Here is an 18280-nt window from a genome sequence, read left to right as displayed (position 1 = left end):
CCGAGCATAGGTTTTGAGGAGTGGACCGTGGCCCGTCGCCGCCTGATCGGCCTGGTGCTCCTCCTGGCGGCACTGGTGCTGATCTGCGTCGCTTCCGTCGCCATCGGGGCGAAACCGATCGCCGTCTCGGGCGTGTGGCACGGCCTGTTCTCGTTCACCGGCGTCGAGGACGACGTGGTGATCCGTTCGCTGCGGGTGCCCCGGACGTTGATCGGCATCGCGGTCGGGATCGCACTGGGCGTCGGCGGCGCGCTGATGCAGGGACACACGCGCAACCCGCTGGCCGATCCGGGCATCCTCGGAGTCACGCACGGCGCGGCACTCGCCGTCGTGCTCTCGATCTTCCTGCTCGACGTGTCGTCGTTGTACGGCTACATCTGGTTCGCGTTCGCCGGCTCGATGATCGCCTCCATCGTCGTGTTCCTGCTGGGGTCGGCCGGTCGCGGCGGCCCTTCGCCGGTGACGCTGGCGCTGGCCGGTGCGGCGGTGTCGGCGTTGATGCACGGCCTGGTGTCCGCGATCGTGCTGCTGGACCAGCAGTCGCTGGACGCGTTCCGGTTCTGGCAGATCGGCGCGATCGCCGGGCGGGACCTGACCTTGCTCGGCCAGGTGCTGCCCTTCCTCCTGGCAGGCCTGCTGCTGGCGTTCATGAACGCGCCGGGCCTGAACGCGCTGGCGCTGGGGGAGGACGTGGCTCGCGCGCTCGGTACGCGTGTCGGGCTCACGCGGGTGCTCGGCGTCGTCGCGATCACGCTGCTGGTCGGCGGGGCGGTCGCGGCGTGCGGGCCGATCGGGTTTCTCGGCCTGGTCGTGCCGCACCTGGCGCGAGCGGTGGCCGGACCGGACTACCGCTGGCTGCTGCCGCTTTCCGGCCTGTTCGGCGCCGTGCTGTTGCTGCTCGCGGACATCGTCGGACGTGTGGTCGCGCGGCCGGCCGAGGTGGAGGTCGGCGTCATGCTGGCGCTCGTCGGCGCGCCCTTCTTCGTGGCGCTGGTGCGGCGCAGGAAGCTGGTGAAGTTGTGACGGCGGTGCGCGTCGGGTCCGCCTCGTTCCGGCTGCGCCGCCGGTCCATGGTCGTCGTTCTCGCCGGCCTCGCCGTGCTGCTCGCGCTAGTGGTCGTCGACATCACGAGCGGCGACTTTCCGCTCACCGTCAACCAGGTCCTCGACGTCCTGCTCGGCGGCGGCACCCGCCGCGACCAGTTCGTAGTCTTCGAGCTCCGCCTCCCGCGCACGCTCACCGGCCTGCTCGTCGGCGGGGCCCTCGGCCTGAGCGGCGCGATCTTCCAGTCGATCGTGCGCAACCCGCTCGCCAGCCCGGACCTTCTCGGCATCACGTGGGGCGCGGGCGCCGGAGCCGTCACGGTGATCACGTTCGCCGGCAGCCTCGGGTCGATCACCGGCCCGTACGCGGAGTTCGGCCTGCCGCTCGCGGGGCTGCTGGGCGGGTTGACCGCCGGGCTGCTCGTCTACGCGCTCGCGTGGCGCAAGGGCATCGAGGGCTTCCGGATGGTGCTCATCGGCATCGGCGTCACGGCCGTCGCAGCCAACCTCACCCAGTACCTGCTGACGGTCGGCGACGTGACGGACGCGGCGCGCGCGATGGTGTGGATCACCGGCAGCCTCAACGGGCGCGGCTGGGAGCACGTCGTGCCCATCGCCATCGCCCTCACCCTGCTGATCCCGGCGGCCCTGGTCCAGGCACACGTCCTCGGAGCCCTGCAGTTCGGCGACGAGACGTCGAAGGGGCTCGGCGTCCGTGTCGACAAGTCGAGAACGGTCCTCATCCTGATCGCGATCGTGCTGGCGTCGGTGGCGACCGCCGCGGCTGGGCCCATCGCGTTCGTCGCCCTGGCGACGCCGCAGATCGCCCTCAGGCTCGCGAGGACGGCCACTCCGCCGCTGTTCGGGTCCGTCGTGCTCGGCGGTGTGCTGACCGTGCTGGCGGACCTCGTGGCGCGCACGATCTACCGCATCGAGCTGCCGGTCGGCGTCGTCACCGCGGTCCTGGGCGCGCCCTACCTGATGTACCTGCTGGTTCGGAGCCGCCGGGAGGCGCGGATATGAGTGTGCGTCTGCAGGCGAAGGAACTGAGCGTCGGCTACGGCGAGCGCGTCGTCGTCGACCGGCTCGACCTCGACATCATCGGTGGCACGGTCACCGCGGTCATCGGCCCCAACGGGTGTGGCAAGTCCACCCTGCTGCGCGCGCTCGGCCGGCTGCTCCCCGCGCGGCACGGCGCGGTCGTCCTCGACGGCAAGCGGATCGACAAGATCCCGACGCGCGAGGTCGCGAAGGTCCTCGGGTTGCTGCCGCAGTCGCCGCAGGCGCCCGAAGGACTGACCGTGAGCGACCTCGTCGCGCGCGGCAGGCACCCGCACCAGGCCTGGTACCGGCAGTGGTCGGCCGACGACCAGGAGGCCGTCGCGCAGGCCCTGCGGATGACCGGCATCTCCGACCTCGCCGAACGGACCGTCGACGAGCTGTCCGGCGGTCAGCGGCAACGGGCGTGGATCTCGATGGCGCTCGCCCAGGGCACGGACCTGCTGCTGCTCGACGAGCCCACGACGTACCTCGACCTCGCGCACCAGATCGACGTGCTCGACCTCGTCCAGCAGCTGCACACCGACATGGGGCGCACGGTCGTGATGGTGCTGCACGACCTCAACCTCGCCGCCCGCTACGCCGACCAGCTCGTCGCCATGAAGGACGGCAAGATCGTCTCTCTGGGTGCGCCGGCCGAGGTGCTCACGGAGCAGATGCTGCTCGACGTGTTCGGACTGGACGCGCGGGTGGTCGAGGACCCGGTCTCCGGGACGCCTCTGGTGGTCCCGGTCGGCTCACGCCATCGGGTGAACTAACAGACCCGCGGGCAGGTCTGGCAGGCGTTCGCCTCGGGCAGGACGTAGTGAAAGCAGCAGCTCTCCCGCCGCCGCGTCCAGCCCTCGTCGCTCAGGTAGATCGTCGAGGCCGAGGTGAACGGGTCCAGCTTCTCCGGCAGCAGCATCGCCGCGTCCGTGACGCCGGAGGTCTCGTCGCCGCACAGCTTTCCGGCCGTCCAGGCGCCGCTGTCCAGCGCGTCCGTCGCGGCGGCCCACAGCTGACGGCGGCCGAACCGGACCGTCTGGCCGAACGACGCGACGAACTGCGCGGCGTGGCCCGCGTACCGGGCCCGCAGCAGCGCGGCCAGCGCCGCCTCGTTCTTCACCACGGTCGCCGCCGGGTGGTTGCTCGCCGGGTCGTCCGGCAGGCAGGCGAACTCGTCGCACAGGATCGCGAGGCCGTCCGGGTGCGGCCGGCCGTCCTCGTTGATGTGGAACGCGAGGTCGGTGGGCTTCAACGTGGGCACGCGGCGCGCGGTGTGGAAGAGCAGCCCCGCGAGGAATCCCGGCACGCTGAGGTACCAGCCCATGATGTAGCCGCCGGTCGCGCGGTCGGACGAGTCGCCGTACTGGTCGACCATCCATTCCGCGAGGTCCTTGCGCCACAGGTCGAACCGATCGGGATCGGCGAGCATGTCCGAGCAGACGATCCAGTCCGGGTCGGCGGGCATGCCGAAGCGGATGTCGGCGCCCACCTCCAGCCGCGTGATCGACTCGGCCAGTGGTGTGAGCGCACGGGAGTCGCGGGAAACCCTCGCCGGTACGGTCAACACCCATTCCTGTTCTATGAGGCTTGCCTAACCTTACCGAATGAGACAGGAACTGTGCGCGGCGAGGTGACCCCGATCACGCCCAGTGTGGGTGAACCACCAGTTGTTCGCGCTCAGCGGACATCGCCCGATCCGTGGAATCCGGACTCGGCTACCTGCGTTGATGCATACGTCAGAGATCCCCGCGGACGACTAGCTGCGCACGGGAACTGAGACGGTCGGCCGGGCCCACTACAGTGGTGACACGGTGCCGCGCTCACCAGGGTAGATCGGTGGAGCCGGGGACCGCCGACGCAGCAGTCAGGGAGTGCGAATGTTCGAAAGGTTCACCGACCGCGCGAGGCGGGTGGTTGTCCTTGCCCAAGAAGAGGCACGGATGCTCAACCACAACTACATCGGCACCGAGCACATCCTCCTGGGCCTGATCCACGAGGGTGAAGGTGTCGCCGCCAAGGCGCTCGAGTCGTTGGGGATCGCGCTGGAAGGCGTCCGCCAGCAGGTCGAGGAGATCATCGGCCAGGGACAGCAGGCGCCGTCGGGCCACATCCCCTTCACCCCGCGTGCAAAGAAGGTGCTTGAGCTGTCGCTGCGCGAAGCGCTGCAGCTCGGCCACAACTACATCGGCACCGAGCACATCCTGCTCGGCCTGATCCGCGAAGGCGAGGGCGTTGCTGCGCAGGTCCTCGTCAAGCTGGGTGCCGACCTCAACCGGGTGCGTCAGCAGGTCCTCCAGCTGCTGTCCGGCTACTCCGGCGGCAAGGAGCCCGCCGAGTCCGGCGGCCGTGGCGAGGGCACGCCGTCGTCGTCCCTGGTGCTCGACCAGTTCGGCCGCAACCTCACCGCCTCGGCGCGGGAGGGCAAGCTCGACCCGGTCATCGGTCGCACCAAGGAGATCGAGCGGGTCATGCAGGTGCTGTCCCGCCGCACCAAGAACAACCCGGTCCTCATCGGCGAGCCCGGCGTCGGCAAGACCGCCGTCGTCGAGGGCCTGGCGCAGATGGTCGTCAAGGGCGAGGTGCCCGAGACGCTGAAGGACAAGCAGCTCTACACGCTGGACCTCGGTTCGCTGGTCGCGGGCTCCCGCTACCGCGGTGACTTCGAGGAGCGCCTGAAGAAGGTGCTCAAGGAGATCCGCACGCGCGGCGACATCATCCTGTTCATCGACGAGATCCACACGCTCGTCGGTGCGGGTGCCGCCGAGGGCGCCATCGACGCGGCCTCGATCCTGAAGCCGATGCTGGCCCGCGGTGAGCTGCAGACCATCGGCGCCACCACGCTCGACGAGTACCGCAAGCACGTCGAGAAGGACCCCGCGCTGGAGCGCCGGTTCCAGCCGATCCAGGTCGGCGAGCCGTCGCTGGAGCACACGATCGAGATCCTCAAGGGTCTGCGCGACCGGTACGAGGCGCACCACCGCGTCTCGATCACCGACTCCGCGCTGGTCGCCGCCGCCACGCTGGCGGACCGGTACATCAACGACCGGTTCCTGCCGGACAAGGCGATCGACCTGATCGACGAGGCGGGCGCGCGCATGCGCATCCGTCGCATGACCGCTCCGCCGGACCTGCGCGAGTTCGACGAGAAGATCGCGGACGTGCGTCGCGACAAGGAGTCCGCGATCGACGCGCAGGACTTCGAGCGCGCGGCGAAGCTGCGTGACGCGGAGAAGCAGCTCCTGGGCCAGAAGGCCGAGCGGGAGAAGCAGTGGAAGGACGGTGACCTGGACGTCGTCGCGGAGGTCGACGACGAGCAGATCGCCGAGGTCCTCGCCAACTGGACCGGTATCCCGGTGTTCAAGCTCACCGAGGAGGAGACGACCCGTCTGCTCCGCATGGAGGACGAGCTGCACAAGCGGATCATCGGCCAGACCGACGCGGTCAAGGCCGTGTCGCAGGCGATCCGCCGCACCCGCGCCGGTCTGAAGGACCCGAAGCGCCCCTCCGGCTCGTTCATCTTCGCCGGCCCGTCCGGTGTCGGTAAGACCGAGCTCTCGAAGGCGCTGGCGAACTTCCTGTTCGGCGAGGACGACGCGCTCATCCAGATCGACATGGGCGAGTTCCACGACCGCTACACCGCTTCGCGGCTCTTCGGTGCCCCTCCCGGTTACGTCGGCTACGAAGAGGGTGGCCAGCTCACCGAGAAGGTGCGCCGCAAGCCGTTCTCCGTCGTGCTCTTCGACGAGATCGAGAAGGCGCACCAGGAGGTGTACAACACGCTGCTCCAGGTGCTGGAGGACGGCCGCCTGACCGACGGTCAGGGCCGGACGGTGGACTTCAAGAACACCGTCATCATCTTCACCTCGAACCTGGGCACGTCGGACATCTCCAAGGCCGTCGGCCTCGGCTTCACCTCGGGTCAGGACGCAGGGTCCAACTACGAGCGCATGAAGAACAAGGTCAACGACGAGCTCAAGAAGCACTTCCGGCCCGAGTTCCTCAACCGCATCGACGACATCATCGTCTTCCACCAGCTGACTCAGGAAGAGATCATCCGGATGGTCGACCTGATGATCGCTCGGGTCGAGACGCAGTTGAAGAACAAGGACATGGCGCTCGAGCTCACCGACCGCGCGAAGTCCCTGCTGGCCAAGCGCGGCTTCGACCCCGTGCTCGGTGCGCGGCCGCTGCGCCGCACCATCCAGCGCGAGATCGAGGACCAGCTGTCGGAGAAGATCCTGTTCGGCGAACTGCAGCCGGGCCAGATCATCATCACCGACGTCGAGGGCTGGGACGGCGAGTCGGACGAGCACGACAAGGCCAAGTTCGTGTTCCGCGGCGAGGCCAAGCCGCTCCGCGTGCCGGACGCCCCGCCGGTCGACCTCGCGGCTCCGGCCGGCGAGTCGGCCTCCGAGGCCGAGTCCACGGAGTAAGTGGCTGAACGAGAACGCCCCCTGGGAGCTCCCAGGGGGCGTTCTCGCGTTCTAGTGCAGTGTTCCGGTGCTGATGACCAGGTCCTGCTTCGTGTCGTGGCAGGTATCCACCAGCAGGCCCAGCGCCGTGGCGATGGTCGCCACCGGCATCGAGGGCTTGTCGTCGTAGCCCTGCTCGGGTGAGAACGGTACGTGCACGAAGCCGCCGCGCACGTTCGGCAGTTCCGTGGCGATCAGGTGCATCAGGCCGTAGAAGACGTTGTTGCACACGTACGTCCCGGCCGTGTGCGACACCTCGGCCGCGATACCCGCCCGCAGGATCCGCTGCACACCGGCCTTGATCGGCAGCGTGGTGAAGTACGCGGCCGGCCCCGACTCGACGACGGGAACGTCGATGGGCTGGTCACCCGCGTTGTCCGGGATGCGGGCGTCGCGAATGTTGACCGCGATGCGCTCCGGCGTCACGCCCGCCCGGCCACCGGCCTGCCCGACGCATATGACAACTTCGGGTTCGTGCTCGGCGATGGCCGCCTGCAGCGTGGCTAACGAGCTGTCGAAAGCGCACGGGAGCAGGGCTGTTGCGATTTCACGGCGCGTCGCCAGCTCCCGCACCGCGTCCCAGGACGGGTTGGTGAGCGAGCCGCCGAAGGGTTCGAAGCCCGTGAGCAGTGTGACCACTCGGGCAGACTAGATGTGTGGTGGATACCCACGTAAAGCGTTCTGGGGGCGGAATCACGACGTTCGTGCTGGTAGTCGGTGCGATTGCGGTCGTGGTAGTGGCCGTGCTCAGACTGATCGGCATCGACGGCACGCGGCACATGCTGGCGACCGTCGCGCTCGTCCCGTACATCACGGTGGCCGGCCTACTCCTCGGCGTCATCGCGATGTCCCTGCGCAGATGGGTCGTCGGCTCGATCGTCCTGCTGGTCTCGATCGTGCTGCTGGCGAACGTCGCCCCGCGTGCGTTCCCCGACTCGCGTCCGAACGGCGTCGGCACCGAGCTGCGCGTAATGACGTCGAACACGCTCGGAGGAATCGCGGACGCTTCCGTGATCGTCGACGTGGTCCGGTCGCGGCGGATCGACGTGCTGACGTTGCAGGAGCTGACGCCCGAGATGGTCGCCGACCTGGACCGGGCCGGACTCGGTTCGCTGCTGCCCAACCGCGTGTTCCTGGCCGAACCGGGTGGTTCCGGGTCCGGCATCGCCTCGCGGTATCCGATGCAGCCGCGGAACCTGACCGGGCCCAGCACTCTGCGGCAGGCTGGAGCGCTCGTCGACGTGCCGGGGACCGACATCGAGGTGGTGTCCGTGCATCCGTTGCCGCCCGTTGAGGCCGTCGGGCCGGAGCCTTGGCAGCGCGAGCTCGCCGGGTTGCCGCCGCGCGACCTGAAGGGGCCGGTGCGGGTGCTGGCCGGTGACTTCAACGCGACCCTGGACCACGTGGCGTTGCGGCGGCTGCTGAACGCCGGCTACGTGGACGCTGCCGACCAGGTCGGGGCCGGGCTGGTGCACACGTGGCCCGCGCAGATCTCGTTCTGGCCGCCGCCCGTGACGCTGGATCACGTGCTGGTCGACGGGCGTTGCCCGGTGGATACCGTGGATGTCGTCGACATTCCCGGTACGGATCACCGGGCGGTGATCACGCAGTTCGTTGTGCCAGCGCCGTGAGTGCTTCCAGCGCGCCCATGGGTAGCGCTACTCCGCGGCCGTGGCGGATTTCCGGCTCTCGGGGGTTGATCCGGATCAGTGCTCCGGACGCTGCGCTGGCCAGTTCGGCCTGACGGCGGACGGTGGGAACGGCTTGGCCTGCGCCGATTTCCACGACGACCAGGTTGCGTTGTTCCCTCCGCCACTTGGTCAGCTCGTCCAGTTGTCGCTGCGAGCGGTCCGGGACCCAGGTCCAGTCGCCGAACATCAGGATGTTGGGGCGGGCCAGGCCGCCGCAGTTGCGGCACTTGGGGAGGTCGCTCGTGGCGCGCATGGTCTCTGGGTCTACCTCGATGGTTTCTTGGCATTCCCAGATGTCGTCCGTGCACGGTTCTACGCACTGGAGGTGGTGGATTGAGCCGTGCACTTCGGCTGTGTGCTGGAAGTTCGCCTTCTGGAACTGTCCGTCTACATTGGACGTGAAGACTCGTTGTTCCCTGCCCCACCGTTTGAGGATTTGGAAGCCCTCGTGTGGGGTGGTGTCGCGGTACAGGTGCAGACGGTGGCCGTAGAAGCCCCACGCCAGTTCCGGGTCGTCCGCGAAGTGGGCTGGGTCGGCTAGTTCCACGAACTTCAGGCCCAGGCGTTCGTACGGTGGGTAGGCCTCCCAGAAGCCCTGGTCGCCTCGGAAGTCTGGGAGGCCTGAGTCGACCCCCATGCCCGCGCCTGCGCAGATCAGTAGTGCGTCCGCGGTGGCTAGGAGTTCGGCGGCTCTCTCGATCACTTGCTGTTTGGCTTGCTGCTCAGGACCACCTCGAACTCGAGCAGGTCCGCGCCGGTAGCTACCAGCTTGGCTCGTTCTCCGGCGTGGGCTCGTTCGCCGGCGCTGCCCTCGCGCCAGTTGTTGAAGTCCTCGTCGGTTTCCCAGTGCGTTACTACGAAGTAGCGGTCGTCGCCGGCGATTGGGCGGAGGAGTTCGAAGCCCAGGAAACCTGGGGAGTTGTCCACTGCGCCCAGGCGGGCGGCGAAGCGCTTCTCCAGCTCGGGGCCGTTGCCCTCGGGGACCCTGATCGCGTTGATCTTCACTACTGGCATGGCCTCGACGTTAGCGCGTTGGTGTGGGAGGGCGCTCGTGCGCTGCGTCTCAGGCGGGGTGGGGGCTGGGGGCTGGCTGTTCAGGCGGGGTGGGGGGCTGGGGGCTGGCTGTTGGTTCGCTCTCGGGCTCCGTCTCCGGCCTCTGCCTCGGCCGCCGGTCTCTGCCTCGGCCGCCGGTCTTTGCCTTGGCCGCCGGTCTTTGCGCCCGCCGCCGTTCCTGATCTTGTCGGTGTTGCGTGCTTGGATATTTGCAAGGGGTGCTTCGCGCGGGGGGACCCTTGGCTGGCCCTTGTTTGGCTGCCGCCTTCCGCCTCTCGCCGCCCCCCCTCCTGCCTCCGCCTCTCGGCCCCGCCTGCCGGTTTCGTGCGTGGTCGCCTTTTCCTGGCTGCCGGTTTGTGTTGACGCGGCGGTTTGCGTGGTGGGTTGTTAGTGCGACGCGCTGACTTTTCTTGGCTGCCGGTTTCGTGCGTGGTGCGTTTCCTGCGCGGGGCTCCGCCCCGGACCCCGGCTCAGCTCAAAGAGGGGCCCTTGGGTGGTTTCGTTTCGTAGTGGGTCGCCTTGATGGTGGTGGGCCCCTCCCGTCGCATCGCACCTGAGGCAGCCACATCCGAGACCCCAGGTCAAGCGAAAAGCGTGCTTGACCTGGGGTCTCGGATGCGGCAGGGCTTCGCCTGCGATGCGACGGGAGGGGCCCACCACCTGGTGGTTTGCGCGCTGCGCGCGTCGTTGTGTCTGCCGGTCCCGTCGTGGTCTTGGTCCCGTGGCTCGCGCTTCGCGCGTCGTGTGGGGTGGGCTTAGCGGCGTAGGTTGCCTGGGTATAGGTGCTCGTCGGCTGGGAGCTTCGTGTCGCGGAACCACGCCTGGAAGAAGGCATCAAGCTGCTGGCCCGAAGCCTTCTTGAAGTGGCTCTCGAACTCCGGCCACGTCGCGTTGCCGTCTCGGTGCGTGCTGACCCACGACTGCAGCGCCTGCTTGAACACCTGGTCGCCCACCTGCTTGCGCAGGGCGTGCATGGCCAGCAGGCCCTTGGTGTAGACGCCCTTGAACTCGTTGCCCTTGCCCATGTCGTAGAGCTTGGCCGCCCAGAAGGACGTCTCGCCCTTCAGTTCCTGGATGCGGGTGCGGTACCGGTCGTCCAGATTCTGGCCCTCGTGTTCGGCCCACAGCCATTGCGAGTAGCTCGCCAGGCATTCGTTGAGGCAGATGTCGGCCCAGGTAGTGATCGACACCGAGTCGCCGAACCACTGGTGGGCGTTCTCGTGGACGATCGTCTCCAGGTCGGCCCACGCCGCGTAGACGGGACGCGTCTGGGTTTCCAGGGAGAAGCCGATGCGGTCGGCTACGAAGATGCCGCCCGCTGCACGTTGGGGGTACGGGCCGAAGTACGGCGTCAGCACCGAGATGACCTCGGGTAGGCGTTGTTCCAGTGACTTCTTGTCCTCGGTGCCTGGGGCGTAGGCGTCCACCACCGGCTTGCCGTCCGGGAGGGTTGAGCGCACCACGGTCCACTTGTCGATGGCTACCGTCGAGACGTAGGTCGCCAGTGGGGTGTCCTCGGTCCAGGTGAACGTGGTCCAGCCGTCGGCGCGGGACACGGGGCCCTCGACGCCGTTGGCGATCACTGACCAGCCGTCGGGGACTCGGGCCGTCAGCTTCAGCGTCGCCTTGTCGCGGGGGGTGTCGTTTGCCGGGAACCAGGTGGTCGCCGAGTGGGGTTCGCCTGCTGCGAAGGCGCCGCCTGTTGTTGAGACCTGCCAGCCGCTGCGGCCCAGCGAGTCGTCGCTGACCAGTTGGGGGTTGCCGTTGTAGACGACGGTTGTGGTGAACGGCTTGCCGGACGCCAAGGCGGTGGCCGGGGTGATCACCAGCTCGTGGTCGCCCTCCTGGGCGAACCTGGCGGGCTGGTCGCCCACCTGGACCGACGTGACCTTCAAGCCCAGTAGGTCCAGGTTGAACCGGGAGAGGTCCTGGGCGGCTGTGGCCGTGATGCGGGCCGTGCCGTCCAGGTGCTTCTTGGACGGGTCGTAGCTGATCGACAGGTCGTAGTTGGTGACGTCATAGCCGCTGTTGCCGTCCGCCGGGTAGTACGGGTCACCCGCTCCGGCGCCTGCCTCGACCGCAACTTGCGGGGCTGTCGTGGGCGGTGGGGGTGTCGCCTTCGGGATGCGCGCCACCACCACTAGGCCCGCTACGAACACCACGAGCACGAGGACGAACAGGTAGCGGCGTGCGTTCATGTACTAATCATCCCTGTGGACGCGGTCGAGTTCGGCGGAACGGGTCAAGGCATCCTGCTGCTGCACGGGTTGATGAGCAGGGCGACTACTTGGTGGACGGTCGCGCAGTGGTTGCGGCCGTACGGGCGCGTCGTCGGGATTGACGCACGTGGGCACGGGCGTAACCCGCAGCGGGGGCCGTGGCGGACCGAGGACTTCGTCCAGGACGCCGCTGAGGCGATCGAAACCCTGGACCTCGGACCGGCGATCGTCATCGGGCACTCCATGGGTGGGTTGCACGCCTGGGGGCTCGCGGCTACCCGTCCGGACCTGGTTCGCGCGATTGTGGTCGAGGACGTCGTGCCGGACAACCGCGGAAAGTCGGTCGACGACTGGAAGTGGTACTTCGACGCCTGGCCACGGCCGTTCGAGTCGCCTCGGCACATCAAGGCGTTCTTCGGGAGCGAGCACGCCGTGGAGTACTTCGAGGAACGGGTGGACGGGTGGCACCTTATCGCCGACATCGACGACCTCTACGCGATCGCCGGCGAGTGGGGGGAGCGCGACTACGGGGGGTTTGTCGACGCCATCAGGTGTCCGATGCTCGTTATCGAGGCCGGTAAGGGTGGGATGCGCGAAGGGCAGATGCGGGAGGTCGCGCGGCGTGGCGGTGGGACGTACCTGCTGGTGCCTGAGGCTGGGCACGTCGTGCACGACGACGCGCCCGAGGTTTATCGGGGTGCGGTCGAGGCCTTCCTGACCAGCGTGTCGATCTCGCCCGTCTGAGTGTCCACAACGGACACCTCGCGCACTCGCACGCGGATTGGTGACACCGGGAAAGCCTTGGCGAACAACGACTTCATCTCGTCGTCGGACACGTTATCGGCCAAGGTGCAGTGCGGGATCCAGCTGCCCGGCAGGTAGTACGCGCTCGGGTTGCGGACCTTGCCCGCCAGCACGTCGTGGATCGCGGAGTGCACGGCCAGCAGTTCGGCGTCCACTACCGCGCCCAGGTACAGGACGTTGTCGGACGCGGAGAAGACGCCCAGGTTGTGCAGCCACATGTCCGGCACCCACAGGCGCGACAGGTCCTCGCGCAGCTCCTTGCGGGCCTTCGGGCCGATGGTCGACGCGACGGCGTAGGTGACGTGCGGCGGGAACTCGTACGTCGTGCCGAGTCGTTGCCACAGCTCGCGGACTGCGGCGTCGGCCTCGTCGTCGAAGAAGGCGACCAGTGCCTGCATGTCAGTGCTCCCCTGGCAGGGCGAACTCGCCGCTTGCCGTCTGCTCGACCAAACCGTCCTGGAGCAGCGAGTCCAGGCACTTCTCGCGTTGCGTGACGTCCGGCCAGACGACGTCGAGCTGGGCCTTGGGCACCGGGGCAGACGTGCCGCGCAGCACGTCCAGCAGCAGGCCGCGCACCTGGCGGTCGGTGCCCGCGAACTGCTGCACCTTCTTCGCCGGGCCGTTGTACGCGGGACGGCCGTTGCGTTGCCAGGCGCACTCCGAGTAGATCGGGCAGTCCGCGCAGCGCTGGCCCTTCGCGGTGCACACCAACGCACCCAGCTCCATCAACGCCGCCGAGAACACCGCGGCATTGTCTGCCGGAAGCAGCGCCTCGACGTCGGCCAGATCGCGTTTGGTGGACGGCGGACCGGCGTCGCCGGCGCCGTGCACGGCTCGCGCGACCACACGGCGGACGTTGGTGTCCACTACCGCGCAACGTTGGCCGTACGCGAACGCGGCTACGGCACGCGCGGTGTAGGAACCAATGCCGGGCAGGCTTTCCAGCGTCTCGATGTCCGACGGCACGATGTCGCCGTGGTCGCGGGCGATGGCGGTCGCGGCCTCGTGCAGCCGCAGCGCGCGGCGCGGGTAGCCGAGCTTGCCCCACGCGCGCAGCACCTCGCCCTGGGAGGCGGCCGCCATGGCGCTCGGCACCGGCCAGCGGGCCAGCCACTCATGCCAGATCGGCTCTACGCGTGAGACCGGCGTCTGCTGCAGCATGATCTCGCTGACCAGCACGCCCCACGCGGTGCACTCCGGCCTGCGCCAGGGCAGATCGCGCGCGGTCCGGTCCCACCAGTCGAGGAGAAGTTCGCTGTCGACGCTCATCGTGGGACATTGTGGCCCACCATGAATTCGATCAGCCTGCATCCCCGGACGCGGTTCGCCGCGGGCCCCGGCGGCAAGACGCTCGTCGGGCATCCCTGGGGTGTGCACGCGATCCAGGGCGACTTCAGCCGGTTGCGCCGGCTGACCGAGGAGCCGGTCGATCCGGCGACGCTGGACGCCGAGACGCTGCGGTTCCTCGCCACGTTCCCGTTCCTCGTCGTCCATCACGTCGGTGACGTGCTGCGGCTCGTACCGCTCGGCATCGACGCCGCGCCGGTCGAGCCGTGCGCCGACGACATGCCGATCAAGCTGTCCCGGTTCGCACTGCTCCGCAACGACGACGGCGTGCTGGTGCTCGAGTCGCCGCTGTCGCTGTATCGGGCGGAGCTGTCACCGGAGCTCGGTCGAACGGTCACCGCGCTTGTGCAGCCCAAAACGTTGTCTTCGTTCGACAATGTCGAACGGCAGGTGGTGAGGGAGCTGGTTTCGGCCGGACTGGTCGGCAATGTCGAAGACCTTTCGACGTGGGACTTCCACGACCTGCTCTTCCACACCCGCAGCCGCGCGGGGCGGCACGACCAGCCGGTCGGTGCCCAGTACCGCGGCGAGGAGCCGCCCCGGTTCAAAACTGTGGCGGGCGAACCGATTCCGCTGGCAACACCGGCCGCGGTCGACGTGCCGTTCACGACCGTGCTCGAAAGGCGCAGGTCAACGCGGTCGTACGGGCCGGAGGGGATGACCGTCGAGGAGCTGGGCGGACTGCTGCACCACGCCGCGCGGATCAAGGACGGCAGGCGGCCGTACCCGTCCGCGGGCGCGTCGTACGACCTGGAGCTGTACCTGGCGGTGCGCCGGTGCCGGGGGCTGGACACCGGCGTCTACCACTACGACCCGCTGGCCCACGCGTTGCGGCTGGTGCGCGAAGAGCTCGGCGAGCTGGCCCGCAGGCCCGCCGACTTCGACTCGCCGCCGGACGTGCTCGTGGTGATCACGTCGCGGTTCGGCCGGGTCAGCTGGAAGTACACGTCGATCGCGTACGCGCTGACCCTGCGCAACGTGGGCGTGCTGTGTCAGACGCTCTACCTGGTGGCGGCCTCGATGGGACTGGCCGCGTGCGCGCTGGGTTCGGGGGACATCGCCGGAACAGAACGACTCCTCGGTGTTCCGTTCACCGAGGAGTCGACGGTCGGCGAGTTCGCCCTAGGCAGCCTTGGCGTCTAACGCCTCGACCTCGCGCAGCTCACCGGTGTGCACGTCGTAGACGAAGCCGCGCACCTTGTCGGTGTACGGGATGAACGCGCTGTGCTTGATGCGGGCCATCGAGGCGCGGACGCTGTTCTCGACGACCTTGAAGGCCTCGACGGACCAGGTGGGCCGCAGGCCGGTGTCCTCTTCGAGCTCGTCCTTGAAGCCGTCCTCGGTGACCATCTCGAGGCCGCAGTTGGTGTGGTGGACCAGCAGGATCTCGCGGGTGTCGAGCTTGCGCTGGCTCAGCGCGAGGCTGCGGATCATGTCGTCCGTCACGACGCCGCCCGCGTTGCGCAGCACGTGCGCCTCGCCCTGCTTGAGGCCGAAGATCTCGAACACGCGGATGCGCGAGTCCATGCACGTCAGGATCGCCACGTGCAGAGACGGCTTCGCAGATGAGCGGTCTCCGGGAACCACGTTTCCAAGTTCGTAGTTCCGGCGGAGCAGTTCGTCGATCGCGGTCATGACACCTCCATGGCCTAAGACGGACCCCTACTTGATTAACGGGTACCCACACCTGCGGTGACAAGGGGTTTCGGGTCAATATCACGTTCACCGAATCGAGTTACGCTGGGCTACCGCTCAATTCCGGTCGGTGGCTATACGTTCGCCTCGTGATCGAGCCCAACGGCCCCCTGCCGTCCGCGGTGTACTGGCGAAGGCGCGTTGCCGCCATCGTCGTCGCCGTGGTCGCGCTGATCGCGGTCGTGTGGCTCGTCGGTGCTCTGATCAGCGACGATGACCCCGTCGCGCAGTCGACTCCGGTGGCCGCGGCGTCCACGCCGCCGTCCACCTTCACCACGCCCCCGCCGACCTCGTCGTCCACCGCGACGCCGTCGCCGACGCCCACGACGCCTCCACCGCCACCACCTCCGCCCCCTGGTCCGCCGCAGCCGTGCCCCGACGACGTGATGGGTGTCACCGCGGTACCAGCGGCGCCCTCGTTCGCGGTCGGTTCGCAGATCGGGCTGTCGATGGCCATCTCGAACACCGGCAAGGTGCCCTGCATCCGGGACATCGGGCGGCACCTGCGCGAGCTGGTCGTGATGTCGGCGGACGGGGCGACCGCGTTGTGGTCGAGCAACCACTGCCTGGCCACCGCCGGGGACGAGGTGCGGATCCTGCAGCCCGGCGAGAAGTTCGACTTCGGGACCAAGTGGCTCGGGTCCACGTCGGAGCCGGGGTGCGCGAAGCACGTGCGGCTCGGGCCCGGCGACTACCTGCTGGTCGCGAAGCTGGGACCGCGGACGAGCCCGCCCGTGCCGTTCCGCCTCACGAACTGACGCTTTCGCGGGCGTCCCCGGCGCTGGGGGACCCCCGGTTTCAATTCTCCCACTTGGGTCTGACAATTCCGGGTGTGTGACGGCGTGAACGGGCCGTTCGCGCCTGGGAGTGGCCGGTTCACGACCGGGGAGTGGCGATGAGAGCCGCACGCCTGCGCAACGTGCCGTTGCCCGAGGCGCACCTGCTCGGGATCGCGGCCCTGGTCGCACTGCATCGGTTGCGGCCCAAGCGTTGTCCGGGGAGCCGCGTCGCGGGTGCGGTGATGGCCGGCGTCGCGACAGTCCTGATCGGACGGTCCATTGCGGCCGCCGGGCAGGTGGATCTGGAACAGCCCGGCAGCCTGGTGACCACGGGGCCGTACGCGGTGAGCCGGAATCCGATGTACGTGGCGTGGGGCCTGCTGCACCTCGGTGCCGGGGTCGGGATGCGGTCGGCGTGGACCGCGCTGACCCTGCCCGCCGCCGTGGCCCGGATCCACTGGGAGATCAGGCGCGAGGAGCGGCGGCTCGCGGCGGAGTTCGGTTCGGAGTTCGCCGAATATCGGGCGCTTGTGCCGCGCTACCTGCGGGTACCGTGGACGGATGCTCGGCCCGTCAGGGCAAGACGGGGTCCGCACGGCTGATGTCGTCGCGGCGCTGTCCCTCGCGTCGGATCTGGGCATGGAGGTGCCGCTCGAGAACGGGCTGCGCGGCACGTTGATGGCGATGCGGCTGTGCGACGTCCTGGGCACCGGCCGGGACACCGCCGTGCAGGCCTTCTACTCGTCGCTGCTGTTCTACGTCGGGTGCACCGCGAACGCGATGATCGGGTCAGAGGTCTTCGCCGACGGCGACGCGTTCCCGAGGTACGCGACCACGTCGAGGTACGGCAGTCGGCTCGACCAGCTCGGGGGAATGGCCCGTGCGGTGGCGCCACCAGGCAGTTCCCCCGTGCTGCGCGCGATGCGGGCCACTCACGGCCTGTACCGGCTGGCGCGCGCGTTCCCGGAGATCGTCGCCGCGGACTGCGACGCCGCGCGGATGCTGACCGCCCGGCTCGGTCTCCCGGCCGCGGTGTCCGACCTCTTCGCCCACGCCGACGACCGCTGGGACCGCATGGGGGAGGACATCCCGTTGCCGATGCGGATCGCCCAGGTCGCGTGCGACGCGGCCATCCAGCAGGCGTTCGGGGGTGACGAGGTCGCCGCCCAGGTGGTGCGCAGCCGGGCGGGCGGTGCGTTCGACCCGGACGTCGCGGAGCACGTCGACAAGATCCTGGAGATCGATCCGAACACGTCGGTGTGGGCGGAGACCCTGGCGAGCGAGCCACGGCCGCACCTCGTGCTCGAATCGGACGCGATCGACCTCGCGGTGAGCGCGATCGGCGACTTCGCCGACCTGGCCTCGCCCTACCTGGTCGGTCACTCGGCCGGTGTCGCCGCGCTGGCCGCGGACGCCGGTCGGCGGTGCGGACTCGGCGCCGGAGAGGTCGTCGCGTTGCGGCGCGCGGCACTCGTGCACGACGTGGGCCGCGTCGCTGTTCCGGTCCGCGTGTGGCAGCACGCCGGGCCGCTCTCGCCCGACGACTGGGAGCGCGTCAGGCTGCACGCCTATCACACCGAACGCGTGCTGACCCGGTCACCGTTCCTCGCCTCCCTCGCGCCGATCGCGGCGTTCCACCACGAACGTCTGGACGGCTCCGGCTACCACCGCGGCACCTCGGTGCTCGGCATGCCGGGCCGGCTGCTCGCGGCCGCCGACGCCTACCACGCCATGACCGAGCCACGGCCGCATCGCGCGGCGATGTCGCAGGCACAGGCCGCCGACACCGTCTGCGAACAAGTTCGGGCGGGGCGACTGGATCCCGACGCGGTCGGCGCCGTGCTCGCGGCGGCCGGTCACCGTGCGCCGCACATCGAACGGCCGGCCGGGCTGACGGCCCGCGAGACCGAGGTCGTGGGCCTGCTCGCCCGCGGCATGCAGACCAAGCAGGTCGCTCGTGTCCTGCGGATCTCGGTCAAGACGGCCGACCACCACATCCAGAACGCCTACCGGAAGATCGGCGTCAGCACCCGAGCCGGCGCCGCGTTGTTCGCCATGCAGCACGGACTCGTGGAGTAGGGAGAACTCCCGATGGGCGCGGGCGATGCCCGCTCCTAGCGTCGAAGTCGTCCG

The 18280-nt window shown here is 68.9% G+C and carries 18 protein-coding genes; 10 read left to right on the top strand and 8 right to left on the bottom strand.

Features of this window, described 5'->3' with window-relative positions; genetic code table 11:
* The first annotated feature begins 27 nt into the window (after positions 1–27).
* The 3 genes from QSK35_RS25215 to QSK35_RS25205 are packed head-to-tail and all read left to right on the top strand — an operon-like array spanning position 28 to position 2860.
* Positions 28–1023 carry a FecCD family ABC transporter permease gene (locus tag QSK35_RS25215; protein ID WP_285749951.1) on the top strand — a complete coding sequence of 332 codons (996 nt, stop codon included), beginning with the start codon at positions 28–30 and terminating at the stop codon, positions 1021–1023.
* Positions 1020–2066, top strand: a complete 1047-nt coding sequence (locus QSK35_RS25210; protein ID WP_502881713.1) for a FecCD family ABC transporter permease — start codon at positions 1020–1022, stop codon at positions 2064–2066. The genes QSK35_RS25215 and QSK35_RS25210 overlap by 4 nt, the downstream gene beginning before the upstream one ends.
* The gene (locus tag QSK35_RS25205) at positions 2063–2860 is read left to right on the top strand and encodes an ABC transporter ATP-binding protein (RefSeq protein WP_285749950.1); all 798 of its coding nucleotides are present in this window, start codon (positions 2063–2065) and stop codon (positions 2858–2860) included. Before QSK35_RS25210 ends, QSK35_RS25205 begins: the two co-directional genes overlap by 4 nt.
* On the opposite strand, the gene QSK35_RS25200 is transcribed toward QSK35_RS25205, so the two are convergent.
* The gene (locus QSK35_RS25200; RefSeq protein WP_285749949.1) at positions 2857–3651 is read right to left on the bottom strand and encodes a (2Fe-2S)-binding protein; all 795 of its coding nucleotides are present in this window, start codon (positions 3649–3651) and stop codon (positions 2857–2859) included. The two genes, QSK35_RS25205 and QSK35_RS25200, sit on opposite strands and share 4 nt — an antisense overlap.
* A gap of 313 nt (positions 3652–3964) precedes the next feature.
* Here QSK35_RS25200 and QSK35_RS25195 point away from each other — a divergent pair, with 313 nt between their 5' ends.
* Positions 3965–6520 carry an ATP-dependent Clp protease ATP-binding subunit gene (locus QSK35_RS25195; RefSeq protein ID WP_285749948.1) on the top strand — a complete coding sequence of 852 codons (2556 nt, stop codon included), beginning with the start codon at positions 3965–3967 and terminating at the stop codon, positions 6518–6520.
* Between the two features lie 51 nt (positions 6521–6571).
* Here QSK35_RS25195 and pcp read toward each other — a convergent pair whose 3' ends face one another.
* Complete coding sequence (gene pcp / locus QSK35_RS25190) at positions 6572–7198, bottom strand: pyroglutamyl-peptidase I (RefSeq protein WP_285749947.1); 627 nt, start codon at positions 7196–7198, stop codon at positions 6572–6574.
* Positions 7199–7302: 104 nt separating this feature from the next.
* Here pcp and QSK35_RS25185 point away from each other — a divergent pair, with 104 nt between their 5' ends.
* Positions 7303–8190, top strand: a complete 888-nt coding sequence (locus tag QSK35_RS25185; RefSeq protein WP_285749946.1) for an endonuclease/exonuclease/phosphatase family protein — start codon at positions 7303–7305, stop codon at positions 8188–8190.
* On the opposite strand, the gene QSK35_RS25180 is transcribed toward QSK35_RS25185, so the two are convergent.
* The 3 genes from QSK35_RS25180 to QSK35_RS25170 all read right to left on the bottom strand — a co-directional run bounded on the left by QSK35_RS25180 (position 8162) and on the right by QSK35_RS25170 (position 11501).
* Positions 8162–8953, bottom strand: coding sequence for an SIR2 family NAD-dependent protein deacylase (locus tag QSK35_RS25180; RefSeq protein ID WP_285749945.1), 792 nt, complete (start codon positions 8951–8953; stop codon positions 8162–8164). The genes QSK35_RS25185 and QSK35_RS25180 overlap by 29 nt on opposite strands.
* Positions 8950–9264: an antibiotic biosynthesis monooxygenase family protein gene (locus tag QSK35_RS25175; protein WP_285749944.1), complete on the bottom strand. Its 315-nt coding sequence runs from the start codon at positions 9262–9264 to the stop codon at positions 8950–8952. The genes QSK35_RS25180 and QSK35_RS25175 overlap by 4 nt, the downstream gene beginning before the upstream one ends.
* Positions 9265–10058: 794 nt before the next feature.
* A complete protein-coding gene (locus tag QSK35_RS25170) occupies positions 10059–11501 on the bottom strand; it encodes a M1 family metallopeptidase (protein WP_285749943.1) in 1443 nt (480 codons plus the stop codon).
* 15 nt (positions 11502–11516) lie between these two features.
* Between QSK35_RS25170 and QSK35_RS25165 the strand changes: the two genes are divergently transcribed.
* Positions 11517–12266 carry an alpha/beta fold hydrolase gene (locus QSK35_RS25165; protein WP_285749942.1) on the top strand — a complete coding sequence of 250 codons (750 nt, stop codon included), beginning with the start codon at positions 11517–11519 and terminating at the stop codon, positions 12264–12266.
* Here the strand turns inward: QSK35_RS25165 and QSK35_RS25160 are convergent.
* Positions 12212–12724 (bottom strand): 2'-5' RNA ligase family protein, encoded by a 513-nt coding sequence (locus QSK35_RS25160; RefSeq protein WP_285749941.1) that lies wholly within the window; start codon positions 12722–12724, stop codon positions 12212–12214. The two genes, QSK35_RS25165 and QSK35_RS25160, sit on opposite strands and share 55 nt — an antisense overlap.
* Before the next feature lies 1 nt (position 12725).
* A complete protein-coding gene (locus QSK35_RS25155; protein ID WP_285749940.1) occupies positions 12726–13595 on the bottom strand; it encodes an HhH-GPD family protein in 870 nt (289 codons plus the stop codon).
* A 21-nt stretch (positions 13596–13616) separates the two neighbouring features.
* Between QSK35_RS25155 and QSK35_RS25150 the strand changes: the two genes are divergently transcribed.
* Positions 13617–14816: a SagB family peptide dehydrogenase gene (locus QSK35_RS25150; RefSeq protein WP_285749939.1), complete on the top strand. Its 1200-nt coding sequence runs from the start codon at positions 13617–13619 to the stop codon at positions 14814–14816.
* Here QSK35_RS25150 and QSK35_RS25145 read toward each other — a convergent pair.
* Positions 14796–15308 carry a beta-class carbonic anhydrase gene (locus QSK35_RS25145; protein ID WP_285749938.1) on the bottom strand — a complete coding sequence of 171 codons (513 nt, stop codon included), beginning with the start codon at positions 15306–15308 and terminating at the stop codon, positions 14796–14798. The genes QSK35_RS25150 and QSK35_RS25145 overlap by 21 nt on opposite strands.
* Positions 15309–15457: 149 nt before the next feature.
* Here QSK35_RS25145 and QSK35_RS25140 point away from each other — a divergent pair, with 149 nt between their 5' ends.
* From QSK35_RS25140 to QSK35_RS25130, 3 genes are all read left to right on the top strand, one after another.
* Positions 15458–16126, top strand: a complete 669-nt coding sequence (locus QSK35_RS25140) for a hypothetical protein (RefSeq protein WP_285749937.1) — start codon at positions 15458–15460, stop codon at positions 16124–16126.
* Between the two features lie 137 nt (positions 16127–16263).
* The gene (locus tag QSK35_RS25135; protein ID WP_285749936.1) at positions 16264–16749 is read left to right on the top strand and encodes a methyltransferase family protein; all 486 of its coding nucleotides are present in this window, start codon (positions 16264–16266) and stop codon (positions 16747–16749) included.
* Positions 16709–18226, top strand: a complete 1518-nt coding sequence (locus QSK35_RS25130) for an HD domain-containing phosphohydrolase (RefSeq protein WP_285749935.1) — start codon at positions 16709–16711, stop codon at positions 18224–18226. Before QSK35_RS25135 ends, QSK35_RS25130 begins: the two co-directional genes overlap by 41 nt.
* Positions 18227–18280: the final 54 nt, after the last annotated feature.

It is taken from the genome of Lentzea sp. NBRC 105346 (assembly GCF_030269605.1).
GTDB lineage: Bacteria > Actinomycetota > Actinomycetes > Mycobacteriales > Pseudonocardiaceae > Lentzea.
This window is presented reverse-complemented; position numbering and strand designations above follow the sequence as displayed.